Origin of the sequence: Microbacterium sp. NPDC056234 (assembly GCF_042267585.1) — a bacterium.
In the GTDB taxonomy this organism is placed as follows: domain Bacteria; phylum Actinomycetota; class Actinomycetes; order Actinomycetales; family Microbacteriaceae; genus Microbacterium.
On record NZ_JBHJTE010000001.1, the window covers coordinates 717,977 to 737,334 of the forward strand.

The window sequence follows — 19,358 nt, forward strand, 5'->3', positions numbered from 1 at the left end:
ATCCCATGCACACCACCGACGACCTGCTCGCCGATTTCGACGGCACGATCATCACGCCGGAGTCACCGGATTACGAGTCCGCGGCGCGCACGGCGCTCGCCACCGCCCGACCGGCGATCGTCCTGCGCCCGTCGCACGTCGCCGACGTGCAGTGCGCCGTGCGGTTCGCCGCGGCATCCGACCGCCCGCTCGTGATCCGCGGCGGCGGGCATTCCGCGGCGGGGCTGAGCACGACGGATGACGGCATCGTCATCGACCTGAGCGCGCTGGATGCGGTCGAACTGCTCGCCGACCGCCGCGTGCGCGTGGGCGGCGGAGCGCTCTGGCGACAGGTCGCCGAGACGCTCGCGCCGCACGGGCTCGCGATCTCGTCCGGGGACACCGCGGATGTCGGCGTCGGCGGGTTGACCCTCTCCGGAGGAATCGGATGGATGGTGCGTCGTCACGGGCTCACGCTGGACCACCTGCGCGCGGTCGAGCTCGTCACGGCCGCAGGGGACGTGCTGCGCGCCGACGAGCACGAGCACGCCGACCTCTTCTGGGCGCTTCGAGGAGGAGGCGGCGCGTACGGCGTGGTGACGGCGTTCGAGTTCGAGGCGCAACAGGTTTCGCGATTCACCGTCGCGACGGTCTCGTTCCCGGCGGACAGCGCCGAACAGGTCGTCCCAGCGTGGGCGCGCCTCATGCGTACAGCGACCGACGAGATCAGCTCGACGCTGGTGCTGGCGAATCCGCTCGCCGGCGGACGCCAAGCCCCGATCCAGGTCACGCTCGCTCGCAGCGACGGTGGTGAAGTCGGCGACGTGCTGGCGGCGTTGAGCGCTGCGGCGACGCCGCTGACCGAGGACGTGCGCGTGGCGCCGTACCCCGAGATCCTGCACGAGGGCCAGGAGCTTCCGGCTGTCCTGCGCGTCGCTCTGCGCAGCGGCTTCGTCGCCGACGCGAATACGGATGCCGCGGTCGAGGCCGTCGTCCGAATGGCCGCGGAGGAGCAGCCGGCAGCGATCACGCTGCACGCGCTCGGCGGCGCGTTCGGCGCGACCCCCGCCGAAGCCACGGCCTTCGCCCACCGGCATGCTGCACTCATGGTCAGCAGCTTCGCCGTGGCACCGGCGCCGGCATACGACGACCTGCTCGCCCGGATGACGGATCTGTGGGGTCCGCTGCTCGCGCACATCGACGGTGCGTACGCGAATTCCCTGGACGGGACGGCGGCGGATGCCGTGGCATCCGTGTACCCCGAGCGCACGCGGGTGCGACTGGCAGAGATCAAGAGCGCGTACGACCCCACGAATCTGTTCTCGCGCACGTTCGTTCCCGCGCCGGCATCCGCACGATAACCTCGCACCCGACGGGAGAGACCATGAGTGATTCCGACGCGCTGGCCGCGGAGTTCGATCTGCACCGCAGCTATCTGACCGCGGTGGCCTACCGGATGCTCGGCGTGCGCGCCGATGCCGAAGATGCCGTCCAGGAGTCGTGGTTCCGTCTCGAACGCGCGGAGGGTGCGATCGACGATCTGCGAGCGTGGCTGACCCGTGTCGTGAGCAGGATCTGCCTCGACCACCTCCGTTCGCGGACCAGGCGGCAGGAGAATCCGCTCGACAGCCTGCCGGACGTCGAGTCCTCAGACGCGCAGGCAGCCCCGGCGGAGCGTGCCGAACAGGTCGATCGCGTCGGCTACGCGCTCATGCTCGTGCTCGAGCAGCTGACGCCGGATGAGCGGCTGGCGTACGTGCTGCACGACGTGTTCGGAATGCCGTTCGATGACGTCGCCGAGGTGATCGAGCGGTCGCCTCAGGCGGCGCGCAAGATGGCGAGCCGTGCGAGGGAGCGCGTCCGCGGGGCGACTCCGTCGTCGCCCCAGTTGCGAGCCACTCGTGCACAGCAGCGCGAGGTCGTGGACGCGTTCCTCGTCGCCGCCGGCAGCGGGGACTTCAGCCGGCTCCTGGCCGTGCTGCATCCGGACGTCGAGTTCCGTGTCGATCAGGGCCCGGCGGGGGTTCGCATCGTGCGCGGCGCGGAGCAGGTCGCATCCCAGGCCGCCGAGTTCCACCGCTTCGCGCGCGACTACGCGTTCGAGGTCGTCGAGCTCGGCGACGGGGTCGGCGTGCTCGCGTCTCACGGCGGGGTTCCGAGTTCCCTGCTGCTGCTGAAGAGCGACGGCGGCGCGATCACCGACATGGAGACGCGACTGCTGGCGTGAGCCCGAGGCTCACCGCACCCCCTTCATGAGCGCGAGCACCGGGCGAGCAGCCAGCAGCAGCGCGATGCCGATCGCGATCGCGATGCCGCCGATGATCGTGAAGTAGGGAACCTCGTCGTCCGGATCGTAGAACTGCGCGAGCCAGCCGGCGATCGCGGTGCCGAGTGCGACCGAGAGGAAGTACAGCGCGACCATCTGCGTGTGGAACCGCTCCGGGGCGAGTTTCGTGGTCACCGACAGGCCAGGCGGTGAGATGAACAGCTCGGCGACTGTGAACACCAGCAGGATCACGATGATCGCGGGCAGCGGCGTCGAGTTCGCGTCTCCGTTCGCCCACGGCAGGAACAGCAGGAATGCTGCACCCATGATCATGGCTCCGAGAGCGAACTTCACCGGCGCCGAGGGAGCGCGGTCGCCGAACTTCGTCCAGATCGCGGCGAATGTCCCCGACAGGATGATCACGAAGATCGGTGCGATCGAGTTGATCCACGAGATCGGCATCGTCCATCCCAGGATCGTGCGGTCCAGACGTTCGTCCGAGTAGATCGTCAGCACCGTGAACTGCTGCTGGTACAGCGACCAGAAACCCACGTTCACGACGAACAGAGGAATGAATGCGATCACGCGCGACCGGGCATCCCCGCTGATCGCGCGAGAGCCGATGATGACGACGAAGTAGGCGACGGCGGCCACCGCCGTCACCAGGATCACGACGGCCGCGAGATTGTCGGCGCGGATCACGCCGGTCAGCACGAGCACCACGATGAGCGCGATCCCGGCGGCCGCGATGCCGAGCGCCAGGCCGAACCGGTCCCGCGGCAACGGGTTGGCGACGGCGCGGGAGGCCTCCGGCAACTGCTTGCGACCGAACGAGTACTGGATCAATCCGAGCGCCATGCCGACCGCCGCGGCCCCGAACCCCCAGTGGAATCCGACGTTGCTCTGCAGGAAGCCGGTGATGAGCGGGCCCAGGAACGCTCCGAGATTGATGCCGAGGTAGAACAGCGAGAATCCGGCATCCCGTCGCACATCCTTCGGACCGTAGAGAGTGCCGACGACGGCCGTCGCATTGGCCTTGAGCCCACCGGAGCCGATCGCGACGAGGACCAGCCCGACGCCGAGACCCCACGCGTTCGGCAACAGGGCCAGGGCGACGTGGCCCGCCATGATGACCCACGCGCTGTAGAACAGCACGCGTTCCGAGCCCATCAGACGGTCGGCCACCCAGGCGCCGAGGATCGTGGAGAGGTAGACGGTGCCGCCGTATGCGCCGACGATTCCGGTGGCGACGTCCTTGTCGATTCCCAGCCCGCCGTCGGCGATCGAGAAGTACATGTAGATGAGCAGGATGCCCTGCATGCCATAGAAGCTGAACCGCTCCCACATCTCGACGCCGAAGATGTGCGCGAGCTCCCACGGCTGCCCGAAGAAGCGCGTATCCCTGTCGCCGGCCGTGCGTTCCCCCCGCGTTGTGCTCATGCACATGACCGTATCCCTGCCGGTGCGACTGCGCGAGGTTCTCGCATCGTGCGCCTCGAGAAGCGCCGGTAGGATTGGGATGCCCGTGATCACGGGTTCTTCCCGTACCTTCCGACCATTGGAGCCACCGTGGCCGAACAGTCCCGTCTTGACAAGGTCATCAGCCTCGCCCGCCACCGCGGGTTCGTGTTCCAAGCGGGTGAGATCTACGGCGGTTCCCGTTCGGCCTGGGACTACGGGCCCCTGGGCACCGAGCTCAAGGAGAACATCCGCCGCGAGTGGTGGCAGACGTTCGTGCGCGGTCGCGGCGACATGGTGGGGCTGGACTCGTCGATCATCCTGCCCAAGCGCGTGTGGGAGGCGTCCGGTCACGTCGCCACGTTCAGCGACCCGCTGGTCGAGTGCCTGCAGTGCCACAAGCGGTTCCGTGCCGACAACCTCATCGAGGACTTCGAGGCGCGCAAGGGACGCAAGGTCGAGAACGGTCTGACCGACATCCCGTGCCCCAACTGCGGCACGAAGGGGCAGTACACCGAGCCCAAGGCGTTCTCGGGTCTCGTGAAGACCTACCTCGGCGTCGTCGACGACGAGTCGGGCATGTACTTCCTGCGTCCGGAGACGGCGCAGGGCATCTTCGTCAACTTCACCAACGTCCTCACCGCCAGCCGCAAGAAGCCGCCGTTCGGCATCGGTCAGGTCGGCAAGGCGTTCCGCAACGAGATCACGCCCGGAAACTTCATCTTCCGCACCCGCGAGTTCGAGCAGATGGAGATCGAGTTCTTCACGCCGCCTGCCGAGGCGCAGCAGTGGTTCGAGCACTGGGTCGAGGCCTGCTGGGCGTGGTTCCTCGACCTCGGCATCGATCCGGAGAACATGCGTCAGTTCGACGTCCCCGAGGACGAGCGCGCGCACTACTCCGCCGGCACCATCGACTTCGAGTACCGGTTCGGGTTCCCCGGCAAGGAGTGGGGCGAGCTCATGGGCGTCGCCAACCGCACCGACTACGACCTCTCCAGCCACACCGAGGCATCCGGACAGAGCCTGACGTACTTCGACCAGGCATCCGGCGAGCGGTACACGCCGTACGTGATCGAGCCGTCGTTCGGCCTCACGCGGTCGATGATGGCGTTCCTCGTCGACGCCTACGTGGAAGAGGAAGTGCCCAACGCCAAGGGCGGCACCGACATCCGCACCGTGCTCAAGCTCGACCCGCGCCTCGCGCCGGTCAAGGTGGCCGTGCTGCCGCTGTCGCGCAACGAGAAGCTCTCGCCCCTCGCCCGCGAGGTCGCGGATGGTCTGCGCGGACGGTGGGCGATCGACTTCGACGACGCCGGTGCGATCGGTCGCCGCTACCGTCGCCAGGACGAGATCGGCACCCCGTTCTGCGTCACGGTCGACTTCGACTCCCTCGACGATCACGCCGTGACGGTGCGCGACCGCGACACGATGGCTCAGGAGCGCGTCGCGATCGAGAACCTGCACCAGTACCTCGCCGAGCGTCTCAAGGGCGCCTGACCGATGGGCCGGGGGACGCGGGAACCCGCCGAACCCGGCCTCGTCCGGTCGGTGGCCGCCGTGGTCATCCTGGCCATCGCGTTCGCCTGGCTTCTGCTGGCGTTTCTCGACCTGCGCGACAATGACGGCATCGCTGGCACGATCGCGATATTCGGGATCCCGGCGGGCGCCGCAGCGATCATCATCCAGATCGTCTTCGACCGGACCGTCTCCAGGAAGCGGATCGACAGGGCGGTGCTCTGGTGGGCGCTCCTGGTGCTCCCCGTCGGCGTGCTCGGCGCATTCGTCGTCGCGGTGATCCGTGATCCGGAGTACTTCCTCATGGACGGGCCCTGGATGCTCATCTGGATCCCGATCTTCGTGTTCCTGGGGATCCTGCTGGGAGCGCTGGTGTGGTTCTTCTTCGTGTTCCCATCGGCGATGCTCATCCGGAACGCCGTCGCGATCGCACGGGGACAGATGCGGGCGAGCATGCTCATCCCGCCGTCGGTGCTGCTCGCGCTCGGTGTGCTGTGCATCGCAGGGGGCCTGGCCATCGACACCGACGGAATCGGGCGGACGGCGTGGGGCGCCATCATCGTGTCCTTCCTCGGTATCCCCGGCGACTACGAGATCATCTGGGAGCCCGGCCTGTGGATCGTGCGCGGCATCGTCGTCGCGATCGCGCTGGTGTTCCTGATCCCGGCGGTGAGGTCGCGCCTCCGATCGGACGCCGAGGACATGGCGCGCTGACGTCGCGGCGGGCGGGATGCTGCGGTCGACCCGCGGATGTCATGAAACGATGGCCGTGTGGAAACGACGACCTTCGCCGCGACCGACGGCTTCCCGCACACCGCCCTCGTCGGGGTCACCGACGCGGATGAGACCCTCGCCGTGCAGGGCGACCCGCTGACGGTGCTGCCGCTGGCATCCGTGACCAAGCCGCTCACGGCGTGGGGCGTGCTCGTCGCGATCGAACGCGGGCTCGTGGATCTGGACGAGGCGGCCGGCCCTGCGGGGGCGACCGTGCTCGACCTGCTCGATCACACCAGCGGGATGCCGATGGAGGACGGGCCTCTGCGACCGGTGGGGGAGCGACGGATCTACTCGAATGCCGGGTTCGACGCTCTGGCCGCGCACGTTGCCGACGCCGCGGGCATGGCGTTCTCGGACTGGATGCTGCGCGAGGTCACCCTTCCGCTCGGGATGGCGCAGACCGATGTGACCGGACGGCCGTCGGCTGGGGCACGCGCGTCGATCGATGACCTGTTGATCTTCGGTCGAGAGGTGCTGCGGCCCACGCTGATCCCCGCTGCGCTGCGCGACCTCGCGCTCACCGTCTCCCACGCGGGCCTGCGCGGCATCGTCCCCGGTTACGGTGCGTTCGCCGACAACCAGTGGGGGCTCGGCTTCGAGCTCAAGGGTGACAAGAGCCCGCACTGGATGAGTGACACGCTCCCCGCGGAGACGGCGGGCCATTTCGGTGCGCAGGGCAGCTTCCTCTTCATCGACCGATCCACGGGTCTGGCCGCAGCCTTCCTCTCCGCTGTCCCTTTCGGCGAGGATCACAAGCGGATCTGGCCGCCGCTGACCGAAGAGATCGTCACGAGGTACGGCCGCCGCTGACACGGCAGCACGGCTGGCGATGCGGGCGCCGATAGGGTGTGCGCATGATCGATGTGGAACCCGCCGGATCCGCTGTTCGCGTTCGCCGTCGCACCTGGGTCGTGGGTGGGGCGATGTTCGCGGCATCCGCTCTGCTCATGCTCGCGTTGCGAGGCGTCCCCGGGATCGATCTCGCGCTCTTCCCTCTCTCCGAAATGCTGTTCGCGGTCGGCGCGGTGATCTTCGCGGTCGGGTTCGGGCGCGCGGGCAGCGTCACCGCCCGACGGCCCCTCGGGACATTCGCCCTGGTGGGGCTCGCGGCGTGGCTTCTGCTCTCGCCGGTGCTGCTCCGGTTCGGCGCGCCGGCATCCGCGGACGACATTTCGGAGAGCTCGGTCATGTTCTCGGGCATGTGGAGCATCACGATCGAGGTGGTCAGCCTGATCCTGGCGATCATCGCGGTCACGCAGATCGCGAGGATCCGAGCGGTGCCCCGGCCCTGGAACCGAGCCCCGCTGTGGGCTCTCGTGGCGGTGGCGCTCGTCCGGTTGCTGCGAGCCGCATTCCTGTTCGGCGTGTACTCCCTCGGCCAGGAGGCGCTCGTCCTCCTGCACTCGCTCGGCGGGCTCATCGAGGCTGCCGCGGTCGGGTTCCTCGGCGTGGTCGCGATCGTGATCGCCACGCGGCCCGTCCCAGGCGCGACCACGGTGTACAGCTCGACGGCGTGAAGTCGCCCTGACCGGCTCACGAACACCCCCGGTGCTCAGCACGCGTCACCGACTCGGGTCAGCCGGTGACGGTGAGCTGCACCTGATCCGTCCCACCGGCCTCCACCCATGCCTGCGAACGCTCCAGGATCGCGCGGAGCACGCCGAGGTCGACCTTCTCGAGATCCTTGATGTACAGGCATCCCTTGCCGACCGTGTGAGCGCCCAGCCGGCCGAGCGCCTCTGCGTGCGCATCGACGCCGTCGAACAGGTAGATCGTGGTGGCGGCCTTGCGCGGGGCGAATCCGAGCACACCCGCGTCGCCCTCCGTGCCGGTGGGGTAGCGGTAGTGGCACGATCCGAAGCCGATGATCGTGCCCCACAGCACAGGCTCCCGGCCGGAGATCTCCTGCATGAGCGCGGTCAGCGTCTCGGCATCCCGCCGCCGCCGCTCCGGCGTGACCGCAGCGATGAACGCGCCGACGCTGCCGCCCGTCGGCTGCATCACTTACCGGCCTTCGCCGCGGCCTTCATCGCCTTCTTGTGCTCGCGCACCTTGGTGAGCGATTCCGGCGAGACGATGTCGGCGACGCTGCGGTACGAGCCGTCTTCGCCATACGGAGCGGATGCCTCGCGCCAGCCGTCACCCGTGAAGCCGTACTGCTTGCCGAGCAGGGCCAGGAAGATCTTCGCCTTCTGCTCCCCGAAGCCCGGGAGGGCCTTCAGACGCTTGAGCACCTCGGCGCCGGAGGGGTCGCCCTCGGTCCACAGCGCCGAGGCGTCGCCGCCCCACTCGCTGACGAGCGTCTGGCAGAGCGTCTGCACTCGTGTGGCCATCGAGCCGGGGAAGCGGTGCACGGACGGCGTCTGCCTGAACGCCTCGAGGAAGGCATCCGGGTCCATGCGGGCGAGGGCGGCGGCATCCGCGGCACCCGTGCGCTGCTGGATCTTCAGCGGACCGGCGAACGCGGTCTCCATGGGCACCTGCTGGTCGAGCAGCATCCCCACCAGCAGAGCCAGCGGGTTCTCGGTCAGCAGTTCGTCGGCGGCGGTGTCTCCGGTGATGTGAAGGGCCATGCGTTCTATCCTCTCTCACGACCGGATGCCGGTGCGCAGAGGCAGAGTTGGATTGGCGAGTCCGCTCCGAAGGGGGCGCCATCCCAGCCGCCGAAGCGCTCGACCAGCCGGAGTCCGGCGTGTTCGAGAAGTACTGGCAGCTCCTGGGGGAAGATGCTCCGCACCTCGAGCGACACCTTCTGGAAGTCGGGTTCCGAGTCTGTCGAGAAGTACCACGTTCCGCGAGTCACCTGCGCGGCGGCATCGTAGGAGTCGTCGACGTCGACCTCGACGTCGCCGCGGTCGGGATCGGTGAAAGAGGTGCGCGGGCGCCGCATCCCGTCGGCGCCAGCCAGAAGCCGCACGTTCGGATTGAAGACGTCGAATACGAATCGCCCGCCAGGTGCGAGGTGCCGCCTGACTGCGCGAAAGCATTGCGCGATGTCGTCGGCGTCGTGCAGGTGCAGGAGGGCGTTGGCCGCGATGAAGATGAGGTCGAATTCGCCGCCCAGGTCGAAGTCGCGCATGTCGCCTTGCAGCCACTCGACTGACACGCCTCGCTCATCGGCCTTCCGGCGCGCCTCGGCCAGCATGTCCGGCGACAGGTCGAGTCCGACGCTCGGGTGCCCATCGGCCGCGATCGGGATCAGCTTGTGCCCCGTGCCGCATCCGAGTTCGAGCACGCGCCCTCCCTTGCCGTCGGCTTCGGCGCGGTAGAAATCGACTGCCGCTTCGTCCGCCGGAAACAGCAGATCGTACAGTCTCGCGTCCGAGTACAACTCCTGTGTCATTCGGGCCTCCTGGGCGCCCATGCTCTCACGACTGTGAAGAGCCATGCCTCCAGGGTCCCACCCGTGGCGCGCGGCGTCAGGCGGTCGCGGATTCCTCGGATGCCCCGGCGGCCGGCGCGATGCCGTACAGCGTGCTGAGCGCGGCGACGAAGTCGTCGGCGCGTCCCTCGGCGGCCAGCTCATGAGCACGCACGGTCGGCGTGTGCAGCAGGACCCCGGAGAGATGGCGCAGCGCCTGCTCGACGCGGCCGTCCTCATCACCGCGCGCCCTGGCGCGGTCGATCTCGGCCTCCAGCAGCGAGAAGATGTGCGAGCGCATCGCGACGACGGCGGGCGTCACGCTCTGCTGCCGACCGACGACGTGGAAGGTGTCCGCTGCTTCGCGGACGACGCTGCGCGCGGCATCCGTCGCCTGCAGTTCCTCCAGGGGAGCGTGCAGCCGGATGGTCTCCAGATCCAGCAGGGCGACACCCTCGAGCTCGGAGATCGCGGGGTCGACGTTGCGCGGCATCCCGAGGTCGATCACGAGCTGCGAGTGCGGACCCACCGGGCATCCGACCGCCACCGGGCCGGTCGGCGCCTGCAGGTGGGCAGGGCCGAGGACGGGTTCCGTCGCCGTCGTGCACGTGATCAGCAGAGTCGAGCGCGAGGCTGTGCGCGCGTAGTCCTCCGCGGCTACAGGTGCGATGTCGTGCTTCTTGGCGAACAGCTCGGCGCGGCCGGAGGGCGAGTACACCGAGATGTTCTTCGCGCCGCGCTCACGCAGAGTCGCCAGCGTGACGGCCGCGTAGGCGCCGGTGCCCACGAGCAGGACGCGTTCCGCCGACCAGTCCGCGATGCGGCTGTCCGCGAGCTCCAGCGAAAGGCGCACGAGGGAGCGGCCGGCGCGGCCGAGAGCGGTGACGTTCTTGACCTTGCGCTGCGCCTGGCTGGCGCGCTGGAACAGGCGCTCGAGTTCAGGGGAGGTGGTGCCCTCCTTGCGGGCGGAGGTCAGCGCGCGGCGGACCTGGCCGGCGATCTCGCCTTCTCCCGGGACGACGGATTCGAGACCGGATGCCACGGCGAACAGGTGCTCGGCGACGCGGCGTCCCGAGTGCACGGCGTACGATCCGTCCAGGTCCGACGCCGGGATTCCGGATGACTGCTCGATCGCTTCGAGGACCGCCTCGACGCCCACGGCGCCCGCCGCGGTGACCGGCTCATCGATTTCCACGTACGCCTCGAACCGGTTGCACGTCGAAAGAACCACAGCCCCTTGAACGCACGGCGCGATCGCCAGAAGGTTCGGCGCGACGTCGTCAGGGGTGCGGCTCAGTCGTTCGAGCATGTCGAAAGAGGCGGTCTTGTGACTCGCCGTCACACACAGCAGCACAGAGAGATTCTACGCCGTGTCGAAAGGGTGGTCCTCTCAGGCGGACACAAAGGTCGCGGATGGGAGGATGGAGGCATGCCTGCACCCACTGCCCCGCTGCTGCGCGCGCTTGCCGGAGACCGCCCCGAGACCGCCCCCGTCTGGTTCATGCGACAGGCCGGCCGTTCGCTGCCCGAGTACCGCGAACTGCGCGTCGGCACGCGGATGCTGGATGCCTGCCTCACCCCCGACCTGGCCGCCGAGATCACCCTGCAGCCGGTCAGGCGCCACGGCGTCGACGCCGCGGTCTTCTTCAGCGACATCGTCATCCCGTTGCGCCTCGCCGGCGTGGACGTCGTCATCGAGCCGGGTCGCGGTCCGGTGTTCGCCGAGCCGGTGCGCACCGCCGCCGACGTCGACCGCATCACGGCCATCGACCCGCAGGATCTCGACATCTCGGCGATCGCCGAGGCCGTGCGCATCACGACCGCCGAGCTCGGCGACACCCCGCTGATCGGCTTCGCCGGCGCCCCGTTCACCGTGGCGGCGTACCTCATCGAGGGCGGACCGTCCAAGGAGCATCTGCGCGCCCGCGCCATGATGCACACCGATCCCGACGCGTGGAACCGTCTCGCCGGCTGGCTGTCCCGTATCTCGCGCCGCTTCCTCGAGGCGCAGCGCGATGCCGGTGCCGCCACGGTGCAGCTGTTCGACTCGTGGGCCGGGTCCCTCAGCCCCTCGGACTACCGCACGTTCGTCGCCCCGCACTCGCGTGCCGCGGTCGAGGGCATCGGCCTCCCGGTCATCCACTTCGGCGTCGGCACCGGGCCCTTCCTCGCGGACATGCGTCTCGACGGCGTCGCGGATGCGGTCGGCGTCGACTGGCGTCAGCCGCTGGACGTGGCGGCCGGCATCCTCGGTCAGGGCGTCACCGTGCAGGGCAACATCGACCCCGCGCTGCTGTCGGCCCCGTGGCCGGTGCTCGAGGCGCACGTGCGCGACGTCCTGGAACGCGGCCGCGCGGCTCGTGCGCACATCCTCAACCTCGGGCACGGTGTTCCGCCGGAGACCGATCCCGACCAGTTGACCAGGATCGTCGAGCTGGTCCACGGCTCATGAGGATCAGGCGACCCGTCGCTGGCGCCACCAACGTACGATCCGGAGGTCATCGCGCCCGAACCGCCCTGCCGGAAGAGCGGCGCGGATCCGCTCGTCGCTGAACGGCCGCGACGGCCGGATGTCCTCCGGCGCCTCCGGCGCGAACGGCAGTGGTTCGCTGACGCCCTCGGCCAGCATCTGAGCCTGCGCCTTGGCGACCAGTGGCACGACCATGGTCCACTCCGTGACATGTCCCAGGGCCTTGATCGTCCACACCGGCAGCGGGATGAATGCGGGCCGGCGTCCGGCGACGCGAGCGATGCGCCGGAGCGCCTCGCCGAGAGTGATCTCGTCGACGCCCATCACAGCGATCGTCGGGTCCGTTATGCGACCGTCCAGGGCCGCGACGAGGACATCGACGGCATCCTCCACGGGAACCGGACGAGCCGTGCGCTCGCGGAACCCGACTGTTCCGAACACCGGCAGCGTGCGAACCGCCTTCGTGACGTGATCGACCATGTGATCACCGGCGCCGTAGATCATCCCGGACTTCAGGATCGTGTGTTCGATACCGGATGCTCGGACGAGTTCCTCGGCCTGCCATTTCGACTCGTGATAGCCGGATCCGCAATTCGGTCTGGCCCGCAGAAAGCTCACCATCACGATCCTCTTCACTCCGGCACGGTGGGCGGCTTCGACGACGTTACGCGTCCCTTGCACGTGCACCCGCTGAAACGTCTGGTCGCCGATCTCACGGTTGATGCCCGCGCAGTGTGCGATCGCGTCGCAACCGGCGAAGGCCGCGGTGAGGGCCTCGACGTCGTCAAGGTCGATGCCCTCTCGACGGGAGACCAGGACCACATCATCCAGTCGCTCGGCAAGATGGCGTCCGACGAAACCCGTACCTCCGGTGATCGCGACCTTCATCTCCACTCCTTCGCTTATTAGCTACTCAACGAAATAGTATCTAGCGAGAGTGCTATATTGCAAACATGACAGATGGCGCGTCCGACGTCTTCGCCGCGTTGGCTCATCCGACTCGTCGACAGATCCTCCAGGACCTCAAGGACGGCGAACTCGCGGCCGGCGAGATCGCCTCCCGATTCTCCGCAAGCGGTCCGACGATCTCTCGCCACCTCAGCGTGCTTCGACAGGCGGAACTGGTCACCGAACGTCGTGATGGCAACCGCATCCTCTACTCGTTGGTCGGCGAGCGCCTGGCCCTCTCGGTCGGGGACTTCCTCTCCGCCGTCTGCCCTGAGCAGATCGTGCTCCGCGAGGTCCGCAAACGAGGTGCTCAGCCGAGGACTGAAAAGATGGATGCATGACCGAGCACCCTGAACCAGAACTCGCCGAGCGCGCGGCCGAACGGCACGTCGTCGTCGTCGGCGGCGGCATCGCGGGTCTGGTCGCCGCGCGCGAGTGCGCCAAAGTCGGCATGCGGGTGACGGTGCTGGAGGGGGCGGACGAGCTCGGCGGCGCCGTGCGACGCGCCGAGATCGATGGCGTCCGATTGGATGCCGGGGCGGAGAGCTACGCGACCAGGGGCGGTCATGTGCGCAAGCTCGTGGCGGAACTCGGGCTTGCGGATCGCGTCCAGACCCCCGCACGCGGTGGCGCCTGGCTGGCCGGTGTCCCCGGTCAAGAGCCGTCTCCGCTGCCCAAGGGCGGCATCCTCGGCATCCCGGCGAACCCGTTCATCGACGACGTGCGTCAGATCATCGGATGGCGTGGCGCGTGGCGCGCGTACGTCGACCGTCTGCGTCCGCCCCTGACGATCGGCCACGAGCGCAGCCTCGGGCGCCTGGTCCGCTCGAGGATGGGACAGCGGGTGCTGGATCGCCTGGTGGCTCCCGTCGTCACCGGCGTCTACTCGGCGCATCCGGATGACGTGGACGTCGACGTCGCAGCCCCTGGACTCAACGCAGCCCTCACGCGCGTCGGCTCCCTCAGCGGGGCGGTCGATGCACTGACCGGCCAGCAGCAATCGGCTCGCAAGGGCAAGGCGCCGGGGTCGGCGGTCGAAGGTCTGGTGGGCGGTATGAGCACGCTCGTCGACGCGCTGCACGCTGACCTCGCAAAGCTCGGCGGCGTCGTGCGGACGGGCGTCGAGGTCGAGTCGCTCGTCCGGGCGGGCGACGACTGGACCGTCGTCGTCGTTTCCCGCGCGGACGCGGAGGAGCCGGATGCCGAGCCGTCCGATTCCGAATCCGAGCCCGAGCAGGTCTCGGCGGACGCCGTGATCGTCGCCACCGCCGAGGGCGTCGCCCGCACGCTGCTCGATGGACACGTCTCTGGTCTGGGGGACGTTGGTGCGTCGCCCGAGATCGAGATCGTCACCCTGCTGCTGGACGCACCCGCGCTGGACGTCGCTCCCCGCGGCACCGGCGTGCTGACGGTGCCGAACAGCTTCACGGCGAAGGCGCTCACGCACGCCACCGCGAAATGGGCCTGGCTCCGCGAAGCCGCGGGGGCGCGGCACGTCGTTCGGGTCTCGTTCGGATCGCAGGGCGAGCCGGCGGCCACGGCATCGCTCGACGACGACGCGGCCGCCCAGCTCGCGCTGACGCAGGCATCCGCCATGCTCGGCGTCCCGCTGTCGGCCGCGCAGCTCGTCGGAGCGCACCGCGCACGGTTCACGCAGTCGCAGCCCGCGTCCCTCATCGGCGCGACCGAGCGACGCGACGCGGCCCGTGCAGCAGTGTACGCGGTGCCGGGTCTCGCGGTCGTCGGCGCGTGGTTGGCCGGAACAGGACTCGCTCAGGTCGTTCCCGATGCGACGGCCGAAGCCGATCGACTCCGACGACACCTTCTCTGGGAGTGATCGAGGGCCCGCTGTCAACCCCTCCGAAGATTAGATGCCGAAAACGGCATATGGGGTTACGCTGGAACTCCTGGCCCGCGGATCGAACGCGTGCGGCCCGACCGGAACAACGTGAGGAGACCCCATGAAGGGGAAGATCGGACTCGTCGTCGGACTCGGCGTCGGCTACGTTCTCGGCACACGCGCCGGGCGCGAGCGCTATCAGCAGATCAAGACGCAATGGCTCAAGGTCTGGAACCTCGACCCCGTCCAGGAGCAGGTGGGCAAGGTCAAGGGCTTCGTCGGCGACAAAGCGGCAGCGATCCCCGGTGCCGTCTGGCACGGCGTCGTCAAGGTGACCAAATCCGCTACCGGGCCCGGCACCCCTGGCCAGAAGCTCGACGCGACCATCGCGGCGGGCAAGGACGCGGTGGAAGAAGTCTCCGACGCGGCCGAGGATGCCGTGGACGAGGCGAAGGACAAGTCGACGGCCTCGAAGTCCGCCTCGGCCAAGCCTGCCGCCAAGAAGCCCGCGCAGAACGGCAAGTGACGTGGTCCGCGGATACCGCGACCGGGCGGACGACAGCCTCCTGACGCTTCTCGGCGACCTGCCTGAGCTCGTCAGCGCGCTCGTCAAGGCCGAGATCGACGCCGCGAAGGTGTGGATCTCGCGCACCGCGAAGGATGCCGGAATCGGCAGCGTCTGGTTCCTCGTCGCGCTGTTCTTCCTGTTCTGGTTGGTGCCGATGATCCTCGTCTTCGCGGTGGCCGGCCTGTCCTCGTGGTGGCCGGTCTGGCTTTCCGCGCTGGCGGTCATCGGCATCCTGATCCTCGCCGTGCTGGTGTTCGCGCTGCTCGGCATCTTGAAGTTCCGCAAGGTCATGGCCAGGGAGAACCCCGGCCAGGCCGTGGCCAAGGACATCCGACTCGTGAAGGACGCCGGCGATGACGAACTCTGAGCAGCTGCTTCCCCGCACCGCGGTTCCCGCCGGCATCGCCGACCCGGTGCAGTCGGCGCGTGCCGAGCTGAAGGCGGCGCTCGCCGCCATCGAGATCAAGGGCAATGTCCCGCGCCGAGTCGAGAAGGCGTCGAAGCGAGCGGCCATCAAGGCGCGCGCCTTCGCCGACCGCAATCCGGTCGGTGCGATCGCCGCGGCGGTCGGGTTCGCAGCGGCGGCCGGCGCGCTGGTGTGGGCCATCGCCAGAGCGATCTCCCGCTGACCCTTCTTCGCCGAGGGCCGAGCTCCGCCGAAGGGCGAGCCTCGGTCACGCATTAGCGATGCCCCGGGGAAAGGGGCAGACTGGAAGCATGTCCGACCTGAGCGAAGAATCCACATCCGGCTTCACCCTCTGGGCGGTGTGGCGCCGCAACCCGAACGCTCCGGTCCTCGAGACCGACGCGACCGAGCTCGAGACCATCGCAGAGCACATCGAGGATTCCGGCGTCACCATCCGCGGGTTCTACGACGTCTCCGGACTCAAGGCCGACGCCGACCTGATGGTCTGGCTGCACGGACCGACAGCCGAAGAACTGCAGAAGGCGCTGCGCCGCCTGCGTCGCACCGAGCTGCTGCGCACGCTGATCCCGGTCTGGAACGTCATGGGCGTCCATCGCGATGCGGAGTTCAACCGCGCACATGTCCCCGGTTTCCTCCGCGGAGTCGAGCCGAAGGACTGGCTGTGCCTGTACCCGTTCGTCCGCACGCCGGAGTGGTATCTCGCCCCTGAGGACGAGCGACGAAAGATGCTCGCCGACCACGGGCGAAAGGGAGCGGCCTTCACCGGGGTCATCGCGAACACCGTCGCGGCCTTCGCTCTCGGCGACTACGAGTGGTTGCTGCCGCTCGAGGCCGACGACGTCACCGAACTCGTCGATCTCATGCGCGACCTGCGCTACACGGACGCGCGCCTGTACGTGAAGGAGGAGGTCCCCTTCTACACGGGAAGGCGATTGCGCTTCGACGAGATCGCGGACGTACTGCAGTAGGTCCGCGATGACTACTCCGATCCGCCTCGGCACCCGTCGAAGCGCCCTCGCCAGGGCGCAGTCCGGCCACGTCGCCGCAGCCCTCGAGAAGATCTCCGGTCGTGAGGTCCAGCTCGTTCCGATCGTGTCCGAGGGCGATACGAATCGCGCCTCCCTGTCGGAGATCGGCGGCATGGGCATCTTCGCCACCCGCCTGCGCGAAGCGCTTCTCGCGGGGGAGTGCGACTTCCTCGTTCATTCGCTCAAGGACCTGCCGACCGCGATCCCCGACGGGCTCGTGATCGCCGCGACCCCGCCGCGTGAGGACGCCCGCGACGTCGCGATCACCCGAGCGGGGACGCCGTTGCACGCGTTGCGCGCAGGCGCTTCGGTCGGAACGGGTTCGCCTCGCCGCATCGCGCAGGTGCGTCGTCGCGCACCCGAGGCGGAGGTCGTCGACATCCGCGGGAACGTCGACTCGCGCCTCGCTCGGGTCGAGTCCGGCGAGCTGGATGCCGTGATCCTCGCCGCGGCGGGGCTTTCGCGGCTGGGCAGCGAGACGCGTCTGCACCGTGAGGAGCTCGGCCTCGCCGAGTGGCCGACCGCCCCGGGGCAGGGAGCGCTGGCTGTGGAGACCACTTCGGATGCCCCGGACGACCTGCGCGCGGCCCTCGCCGCGCTGGATGACCGGGAGACGCATTTCGCCGTCGAGGTGGAGCGCGGCATCCTCGAAGGTCTCGACGCCGGCTGCCAGGCTCCGATGGCGGCGCACGCCGTCGTGGACGGCGATTCCGTGCGGATCCGCACGGTCGTCTACGCGGTCGATGGGACCAGGCGGATCGGGCTCGACGTCACCGAGCAGGTGAACGGGGGGTATATTCGTCTGAACGGCAGTGGCAATGGTGCGGATGCTGCCGATGGTGCGAACCCGATGCACGAAGCACGTGAGATCGGGCTGTCTGTCGCCCGTCGGCTGCTCGAACAAGGGGCGGCCGACCTCGTTCCCCGAGAGCATTCCTGATGACCGAATCCGAATCGAAGCATGACAAGCCGTTGGCCGGCTGGCGCGTCCTCGTCCCGCGAGGAGGCCCGTGGGGCGACGGCGTCGCCGCCAGCCTCCGTTCCCAGGGCGCCGTGCCCGTCGTCGCACCGCTGATCAACTTCGGCCCGACGAACGATCAGGCCGCGCTCGACGCCGCTCTCGAACAGCTCGCGGGCGGGGGGTTCGATTGGCTGACCGTCACGAGCGCGACCACGGTCGATGTGCTGTTCGCGCATCGCGCCGTCGTCCCGAAGAAGACGAAGATCGCGGCGGTCGGCGAGACGACGGCGGCTGCACTGCAGGCCGCCGGCTATGAGGTCGCCCTCGTGCCGGAGCAGGACAACTCCGCCGAGGGGATGGCCGCTCAGCTGATCGCCCTCGAGTCGAAACCGCGTCGCATCCTCGCTCTGCGCAGCGAGATCGCCAAGCCGGTGCTGTCGAAGTCGTTGGTCAAAGCGGGCCACCACGTGTCGAGCGTCGTCGCCTACCGCACGGTCGGCGTCCCGGTGACGGATCGCATCCGTCGCGACGTCGACAACGGCCGCATCAACGCGATCCTCATCACGAGCGGCTCCGTGGCGCATCAGGTCAGGGAGCAGTTCCCGCAGATCCCGGACGAGACGCTGCTCGCCGCCATCGGCCCGCGGACCGCGAAGGACGCGCGCAAGGCCGGCCTGTCCATTCAGGTCGTCGCGGACAAGCAGACCGTGGATGCCCTGATCGAGGCCGTCTCGCACTTCACGCTCCCGCACGCGGCGGACGAGTTCGCACCGTGAGCTTCCCCGACATCCGCCCTCGCCGCCTGCGCCAGTCGACGGCCGTTCGCGATCTCGCACGCGAGACCGACGTCCTGCCGCGGCAGCTGGTCCTGCCGATGTTCGTCCGCGAGGGCGTCACCGACGCCGTTCCGATCGGGTCGATGCCCGGCGTCGTGCAGCATTCGCTGGATTCGCTGCGACGTGCAGCCGTCGAGGCCGCCGAGGCCGGGGTCGGCGGCGTGATGCTCTTCGGCGTTCCGACCGTGCGCGATGCGATCGGCTCCGGCGCGGACGACCCCGACGGCATCCTGAACGTCGCGACCGCCGCCCTCGCCGCAGAGGTCGGCGACGCGCTGGTCGTGCAGACCGACCTGTGCCTGGACGAGTTCACCGACCACGGGCACTGCGGTGTGCTGGCGGCCGACGGTTCCGTCGACAACGACGCCACGCTGGAGCGGTACACCGCGATGGCGCTCGCGCAGGCGCGCGCCGGCTCGCACCTGCTGGGACTCAGCGGCATGATGGACGGCCAGGTTGCCGCGATCCGTCGTGCGCTGGATGCCGAGGGCTTCGCGGACACGCTGCTGCTCGCGTACGCGGCCAAGTACGCCAGCGCCTTCTACGGTCCGTTCCGAGAGGCGGTCGATTCGCAGCTGACCGGCGATCGACGCACGTACCAGCTCGACCCGGCGAACCGTCGTGAGGGCGTTCGCGAGGCGCTGCTCGACGAAGCCGAGGGCGCGGACATCGTCATGGTGAAGCCCGCGATGTCGTTCCTCGACGTGCTGCGCGAGGTGCGCGATAGCGTTCATATTCCTGTTTGGGCATATCAGATCTCCGGTGAGTACGCGATGGTCGAGGCCGCATCGGCCAACGGCTGGATCGATCGCAGAGCGGCGATCCTGGAGTCGCTGCTCTCGATCCGCCGTGCCGGTGCCGACGCCGTGCTCACGTATTGGGCGACCGAGGCCGCAGGCTGGCTCGCGTCCTCGCGTCGCTGAG

Annotated in this window: 22 protein-coding genes; 16 read left to right on the forward strand and 6 right to left on the reverse strand. The window is 68.9% G+C overall.

The window, feature by feature from the left end; all coding sequences use genetic code 11:
* Positions 1 to 5: 5 nt before the first annotated feature.
* Positions 6 to 1,340, forward strand: coding sequence for an FAD-binding oxidoreductase (locus ACFCYE_RS03565; protein ID WP_376176335.1), 1,335 nt, complete (start codon positions 6 to 8; stop codon positions 1,338 to 1,340).
* Between the two features lie 23 nt (positions 1,341 to 1,363).
* Positions 1,364 to 2,206, forward strand: a complete 843-nt coding sequence (locus tag ACFCYE_RS03570; RefSeq protein ID WP_376176336.1) for a sigma-70 family RNA polymerase sigma factor — start codon at positions 1,364 to 1,366, stop codon at positions 2,204 to 2,206.
* Positions 2,207 to 2,215: 9 nt separating this feature from the next.
* On the opposite strand, the gene ACFCYE_RS03575 is transcribed toward ACFCYE_RS03570, so the two are convergent.
* Complete coding sequence (locus tag ACFCYE_RS03575; protein WP_376176338.1) at positions 2,216 to 3,685, reverse strand: peptide MFS transporter; 1,470 nt, start codon at positions 3,683 to 3,685, stop codon at positions 2,216 to 2,218.
* 129 nt (positions 3,686 to 3,814) lie between these two features.
* Here ACFCYE_RS03575 and ACFCYE_RS03580 point away from each other — a divergent pair, with 129 nt between their 5' ends.
* The 4 genes from ACFCYE_RS03580 to ACFCYE_RS03595 are packed head-to-tail and all read left to right on the forward strand — an operon-like array spanning position 3,815 to position 7,512.
* Positions 3,815 to 5,200, forward strand: a complete 1,386-nt coding sequence (locus ACFCYE_RS03580; RefSeq protein ID WP_376176340.1) for a glycine--tRNA ligase — start codon at positions 3,815 to 3,817, stop codon at positions 5,198 to 5,200.
* Positions 5,201 to 5,203: 3 nt separating this feature from the next.
* A complete protein-coding gene (locus tag ACFCYE_RS03585) occupies positions 5,204 to 5,932 on the forward strand; it encodes a hypothetical protein (RefSeq protein ID WP_376176342.1) in 729 nt (242 codons plus the stop codon).
* Between the two features lie 57 nt (positions 5,933 to 5,989).
* Entirely contained in the window at positions 5,990 to 6,805 is an 816-nt protein-coding gene (locus ACFCYE_RS03590; protein ID WP_376176343.1) for a serine hydrolase domain-containing protein, read from the forward strand.
* A 44-nt stretch (positions 6,806 to 6,849) separates the two neighbouring features.
* On the forward strand, positions 6,850 to 7,512 hold the full coding sequence (locus ACFCYE_RS03595) for a hypothetical protein (protein WP_376176345.1): 663 nt from the start codon (positions 6,850 to 6,852) through the stop codon (positions 7,510 to 7,512).
* Positions 7,513 to 7,570: 58 nt separating this feature from the next.
* Here ACFCYE_RS03595 and ACFCYE_RS03600 read toward each other — a convergent pair whose 3' ends face one another.
* From ACFCYE_RS03600 to ACFCYE_RS03615, 4 genes are read right to left on the reverse strand one after another with little or no spacing between them, the layout of a single operon-like run.
* Positions 7,571 to 7,996 (reverse strand): DUF1801 domain-containing protein, encoded by a 426-nt coding sequence (locus ACFCYE_RS03600; RefSeq protein ID WP_376177132.1) that lies wholly within the window; start codon positions 7,994 to 7,996, stop codon positions 7,571 to 7,573.
* Entirely contained in the window at positions 7,996 to 8,568 is a 573-nt protein-coding gene (locus ACFCYE_RS03605; protein WP_376176347.1) for an HhH-GPD-type base excision DNA repair protein, read from the reverse strand. The genes ACFCYE_RS03600 and ACFCYE_RS03605 overlap by 1 nt, the downstream gene beginning before the upstream one ends.
* A gap of 5 nt (positions 8,569 to 8,573) precedes the next feature.
* On the reverse strand, positions 8,574 to 9,383 hold the full coding sequence (locus ACFCYE_RS03610; protein WP_376176348.1) for a class I SAM-dependent methyltransferase: 810 nt from the start codon (positions 9,381 to 9,383) through the stop codon (positions 8,574 to 8,576).
* A gap of 31 nt (positions 9,384 to 9,414) precedes the next feature.
* Positions 9,415 to 10,710 carry a glutamyl-tRNA reductase gene (locus ACFCYE_RS03615; RefSeq protein ID WP_376176350.1) on the reverse strand — a complete coding sequence of 432 codons (1,296 nt, stop codon included), beginning with the start codon at positions 10,708 to 10,710 and terminating at the stop codon, positions 9,415 to 9,417.
* Positions 10,711 to 10,785: 75 nt separating this feature from the next.
* Here ACFCYE_RS03615 and hemE point away from each other — a divergent pair, with 75 nt between their 5' ends.
* Positions 10,786 to 11,808, forward strand: a complete 1,023-nt coding sequence (gene hemE, locus ACFCYE_RS03620; RefSeq protein ID WP_376176352.1) for a uroporphyrinogen decarboxylase — start codon at positions 10,786 to 10,788, stop codon at positions 11,806 to 11,808.
* A gap of 3 nt (positions 11,809 to 11,811) precedes the next feature.
* On the opposite strand, the gene ACFCYE_RS03625 is transcribed toward hemE, so the two are convergent.
* Positions 11,812 to 12,714: an NAD(P)H-binding protein gene (locus ACFCYE_RS03625; protein WP_376176354.1), complete on the reverse strand. Its 903-nt coding sequence runs from the start codon at positions 12,712 to 12,714 to the stop codon at positions 11,812 to 11,814.
* Positions 12,715 to 12,779: 65 nt separating this feature from the next.
* On the opposite strand from ACFCYE_RS03625, the gene ACFCYE_RS03630 reads away from it, so the two are divergent.
* From ACFCYE_RS03630 to hemB, 9 genes are all read left to right on the forward strand, one after another.
* Complete coding sequence (locus tag ACFCYE_RS03630) at positions 12,780 to 13,115, forward strand: metalloregulator ArsR/SmtB family transcription factor (RefSeq protein ID WP_376176356.1); 336 nt, start codon at positions 12,780 to 12,782, stop codon at positions 13,113 to 13,115.
* On the forward strand, positions 13,112 to 14,611 hold the full coding sequence (locus ACFCYE_RS03635) for a protoporphyrinogen/coproporphyrinogen oxidase (RefSeq protein ID WP_376176358.1): 1,500 nt from the start codon (positions 13,112 to 13,114) through the stop codon (positions 14,609 to 14,611). The genes ACFCYE_RS03630 and ACFCYE_RS03635 overlap by 4 nt, the downstream gene beginning before the upstream one ends.
* Positions 14,612 to 14,735: 124 nt before the next feature.
* Complete coding sequence (locus ACFCYE_RS03640) at positions 14,736 to 15,140, forward strand: hypothetical protein (RefSeq protein ID WP_376176359.1); 405 nt, start codon at positions 14,736 to 14,738, stop codon at positions 15,138 to 15,140.
* Between the two features lies 1 nt (position 15,141).
* Positions 15,142 to 15,549 carry a phage holin family protein gene (locus ACFCYE_RS03645; RefSeq protein ID WP_376176361.1) on the forward strand — a complete coding sequence of 136 codons (408 nt, stop codon included), beginning with the start codon at positions 15,142 to 15,144 and terminating at the stop codon, positions 15,547 to 15,549.
* Positions 15,536 to 15,811, forward strand: coding sequence for a hypothetical protein (locus ACFCYE_RS03650; RefSeq protein ID WP_376176363.1), 276 nt, complete (start codon positions 15,536 to 15,538; stop codon positions 15,809 to 15,811). The genes ACFCYE_RS03645 and ACFCYE_RS03650 overlap by 14 nt, the downstream gene beginning before the upstream one ends.
* Positions 15,812 to 15,899: 88 nt before the next feature.
* Positions 15,900 to 16,577: a hydrogen peroxide-dependent heme synthase gene (gene hemQ, locus ACFCYE_RS03655; protein WP_376176364.1), complete on the forward strand. Its 678-nt coding sequence runs from the start codon at positions 15,900 to 15,902 to the stop codon at positions 16,575 to 16,577.
* A gap of 7 nt (positions 16,578 to 16,584) precedes the next feature.
* Complete coding sequence (gene hemC, locus ACFCYE_RS03660) at positions 16,585 to 17,577, forward strand: hydroxymethylbilane synthase (protein WP_376176366.1); 993 nt, start codon at positions 16,585 to 16,587, stop codon at positions 17,575 to 17,577.
* Entirely contained in the window at positions 17,577 to 18,374 is a 798-nt protein-coding gene (locus ACFCYE_RS03665; RefSeq protein ID WP_376176368.1) for a uroporphyrinogen-III synthase, read from the forward strand. The genes hemC and ACFCYE_RS03665 overlap by 1 nt, the downstream gene beginning before the upstream one ends.
* Positions 18,371 to 19,357: a porphobilinogen synthase gene (gene hemB / locus ACFCYE_RS03670; RefSeq protein ID WP_376176370.1), complete on the forward strand. Its 987-nt coding sequence runs from the start codon at positions 18,371 to 18,373 to the stop codon at positions 19,355 to 19,357. The genes ACFCYE_RS03665 and hemB overlap by 4 nt, the downstream gene beginning before the upstream one ends.
* Position 19,358: the final 1 nt, after the last annotated feature.

What these genes read in the sequence shown, in the direction of transcription:
- ACFCYE_RS03565 (WP_376176335.1), top strand. Translation starts at nt 6, where the DNA reads ATGCACACCACCGACGACCTGCTCGCCGATTTCGACGGCACGATCATC.
- ACFCYE_RS03650 (WP_376176363.1), top strand. Translation starts at nt 15,536, where the DNA reads ATGACGAACTCTGAGCAGCTGCTTCCCCGCACCGCGGTTCCCGCCGGC.
- hemQ (WP_376176364.1), top strand. Translation starts at nt 15,900, where the DNA reads ATGTCCGACCTGAGCGAAGAATCCACATCCGGCTTCACCCTCTGGGCG.
- ACFCYE_RS03585 (WP_376176342.1), top strand. Translation starts at nt 5,204, where the DNA reads ATGGGCCGGGGGACGCGGGAACCCGCCGAACCCGGCCTCGTCCGGTCG.
- ACFCYE_RS03625 (WP_376176354.1), bottom strand. Translation starts at nt 12,714, where the DNA reads ATGAAGGTCGCGATCACCGGAGGTACGGGTTTCGTCGGACGCCATCTT.
- ACFCYE_RS03605 (WP_376176347.1), bottom strand. Translation starts at nt 8,568, where the DNA reads ATGGCCCTTCACATCACCGGAGACACCGCCGCCGACGAACTGCTGACC.
- hemE (WP_376176352.1), top strand. Translation starts at nt 10,786, where the DNA reads ATGCCTGCACCCACTGCCCCGCTGCTGCGCGCGCTTGCCGGAGACCGC.
- ACFCYE_RS03600 (WP_376177132.1), bottom strand. Translation starts at nt 7,996, where the DNA reads ATGCAGCCGACGGGCGGCAGCGTCGGCGCGTTCATCGCTGCGGTCACG.
- ACFCYE_RS03640 (WP_376176359.1), top strand. Translation starts at nt 14,736, where the DNA reads ATGAAGGGGAAGATCGGACTCGTCGTCGGACTCGGCGTCGGCTACGTT.
- ACFCYE_RS03595 (WP_376176345.1), top strand. Translation starts at nt 6,850, where the DNA reads ATGATCGATGTGGAACCCGCCGGATCCGCTGTTCGCGTTCGCCGTCGC.
- ACFCYE_RS03610 (WP_376176348.1), bottom strand. Translation starts at nt 9,383, where the DNA reads ATGGCTCTTCACAGTCGTGAGAGCATGGGCGCCCAGGAGGCCCGAATG.
- ACFCYE_RS03575 (WP_376176338.1), bottom strand. Translation starts at nt 3,685, where the DNA reads ATGAGCACAACGCGGGGGGAACGCACGGCCGGCGACAGGGATACGCGC.
- ACFCYE_RS03635 (WP_376176358.1), top strand. Translation starts at nt 13,112, where the DNA reads ATGACCGAGCACCCTGAACCAGAACTCGCCGAGCGCGCGGCCGAACGG.
- ACFCYE_RS03665 (WP_376176368.1), top strand. Translation starts at nt 17,577, where the DNA reads ATGACCGAATCCGAATCGAAGCATGACAAGCCGTTGGCCGGCTGGCGC.
- hemC (WP_376176366.1), top strand. Translation starts at nt 16,585, where the DNA reads ATGACTACTCCGATCCGCCTCGGCACCCGTCGAAGCGCCCTCGCCAGG.
- ACFCYE_RS03570 (WP_376176336.1), top strand. Translation starts at nt 1,364, where the DNA reads ATGAGTGATTCCGACGCGCTGGCCGCGGAGTTCGATCTGCACCGCAGC.
- ACFCYE_RS03630 (WP_376176356.1), top strand. Translation starts at nt 12,780, where the DNA reads ATGACAGATGGCGCGTCCGACGTCTTCGCCGCGTTGGCTCATCCGACT.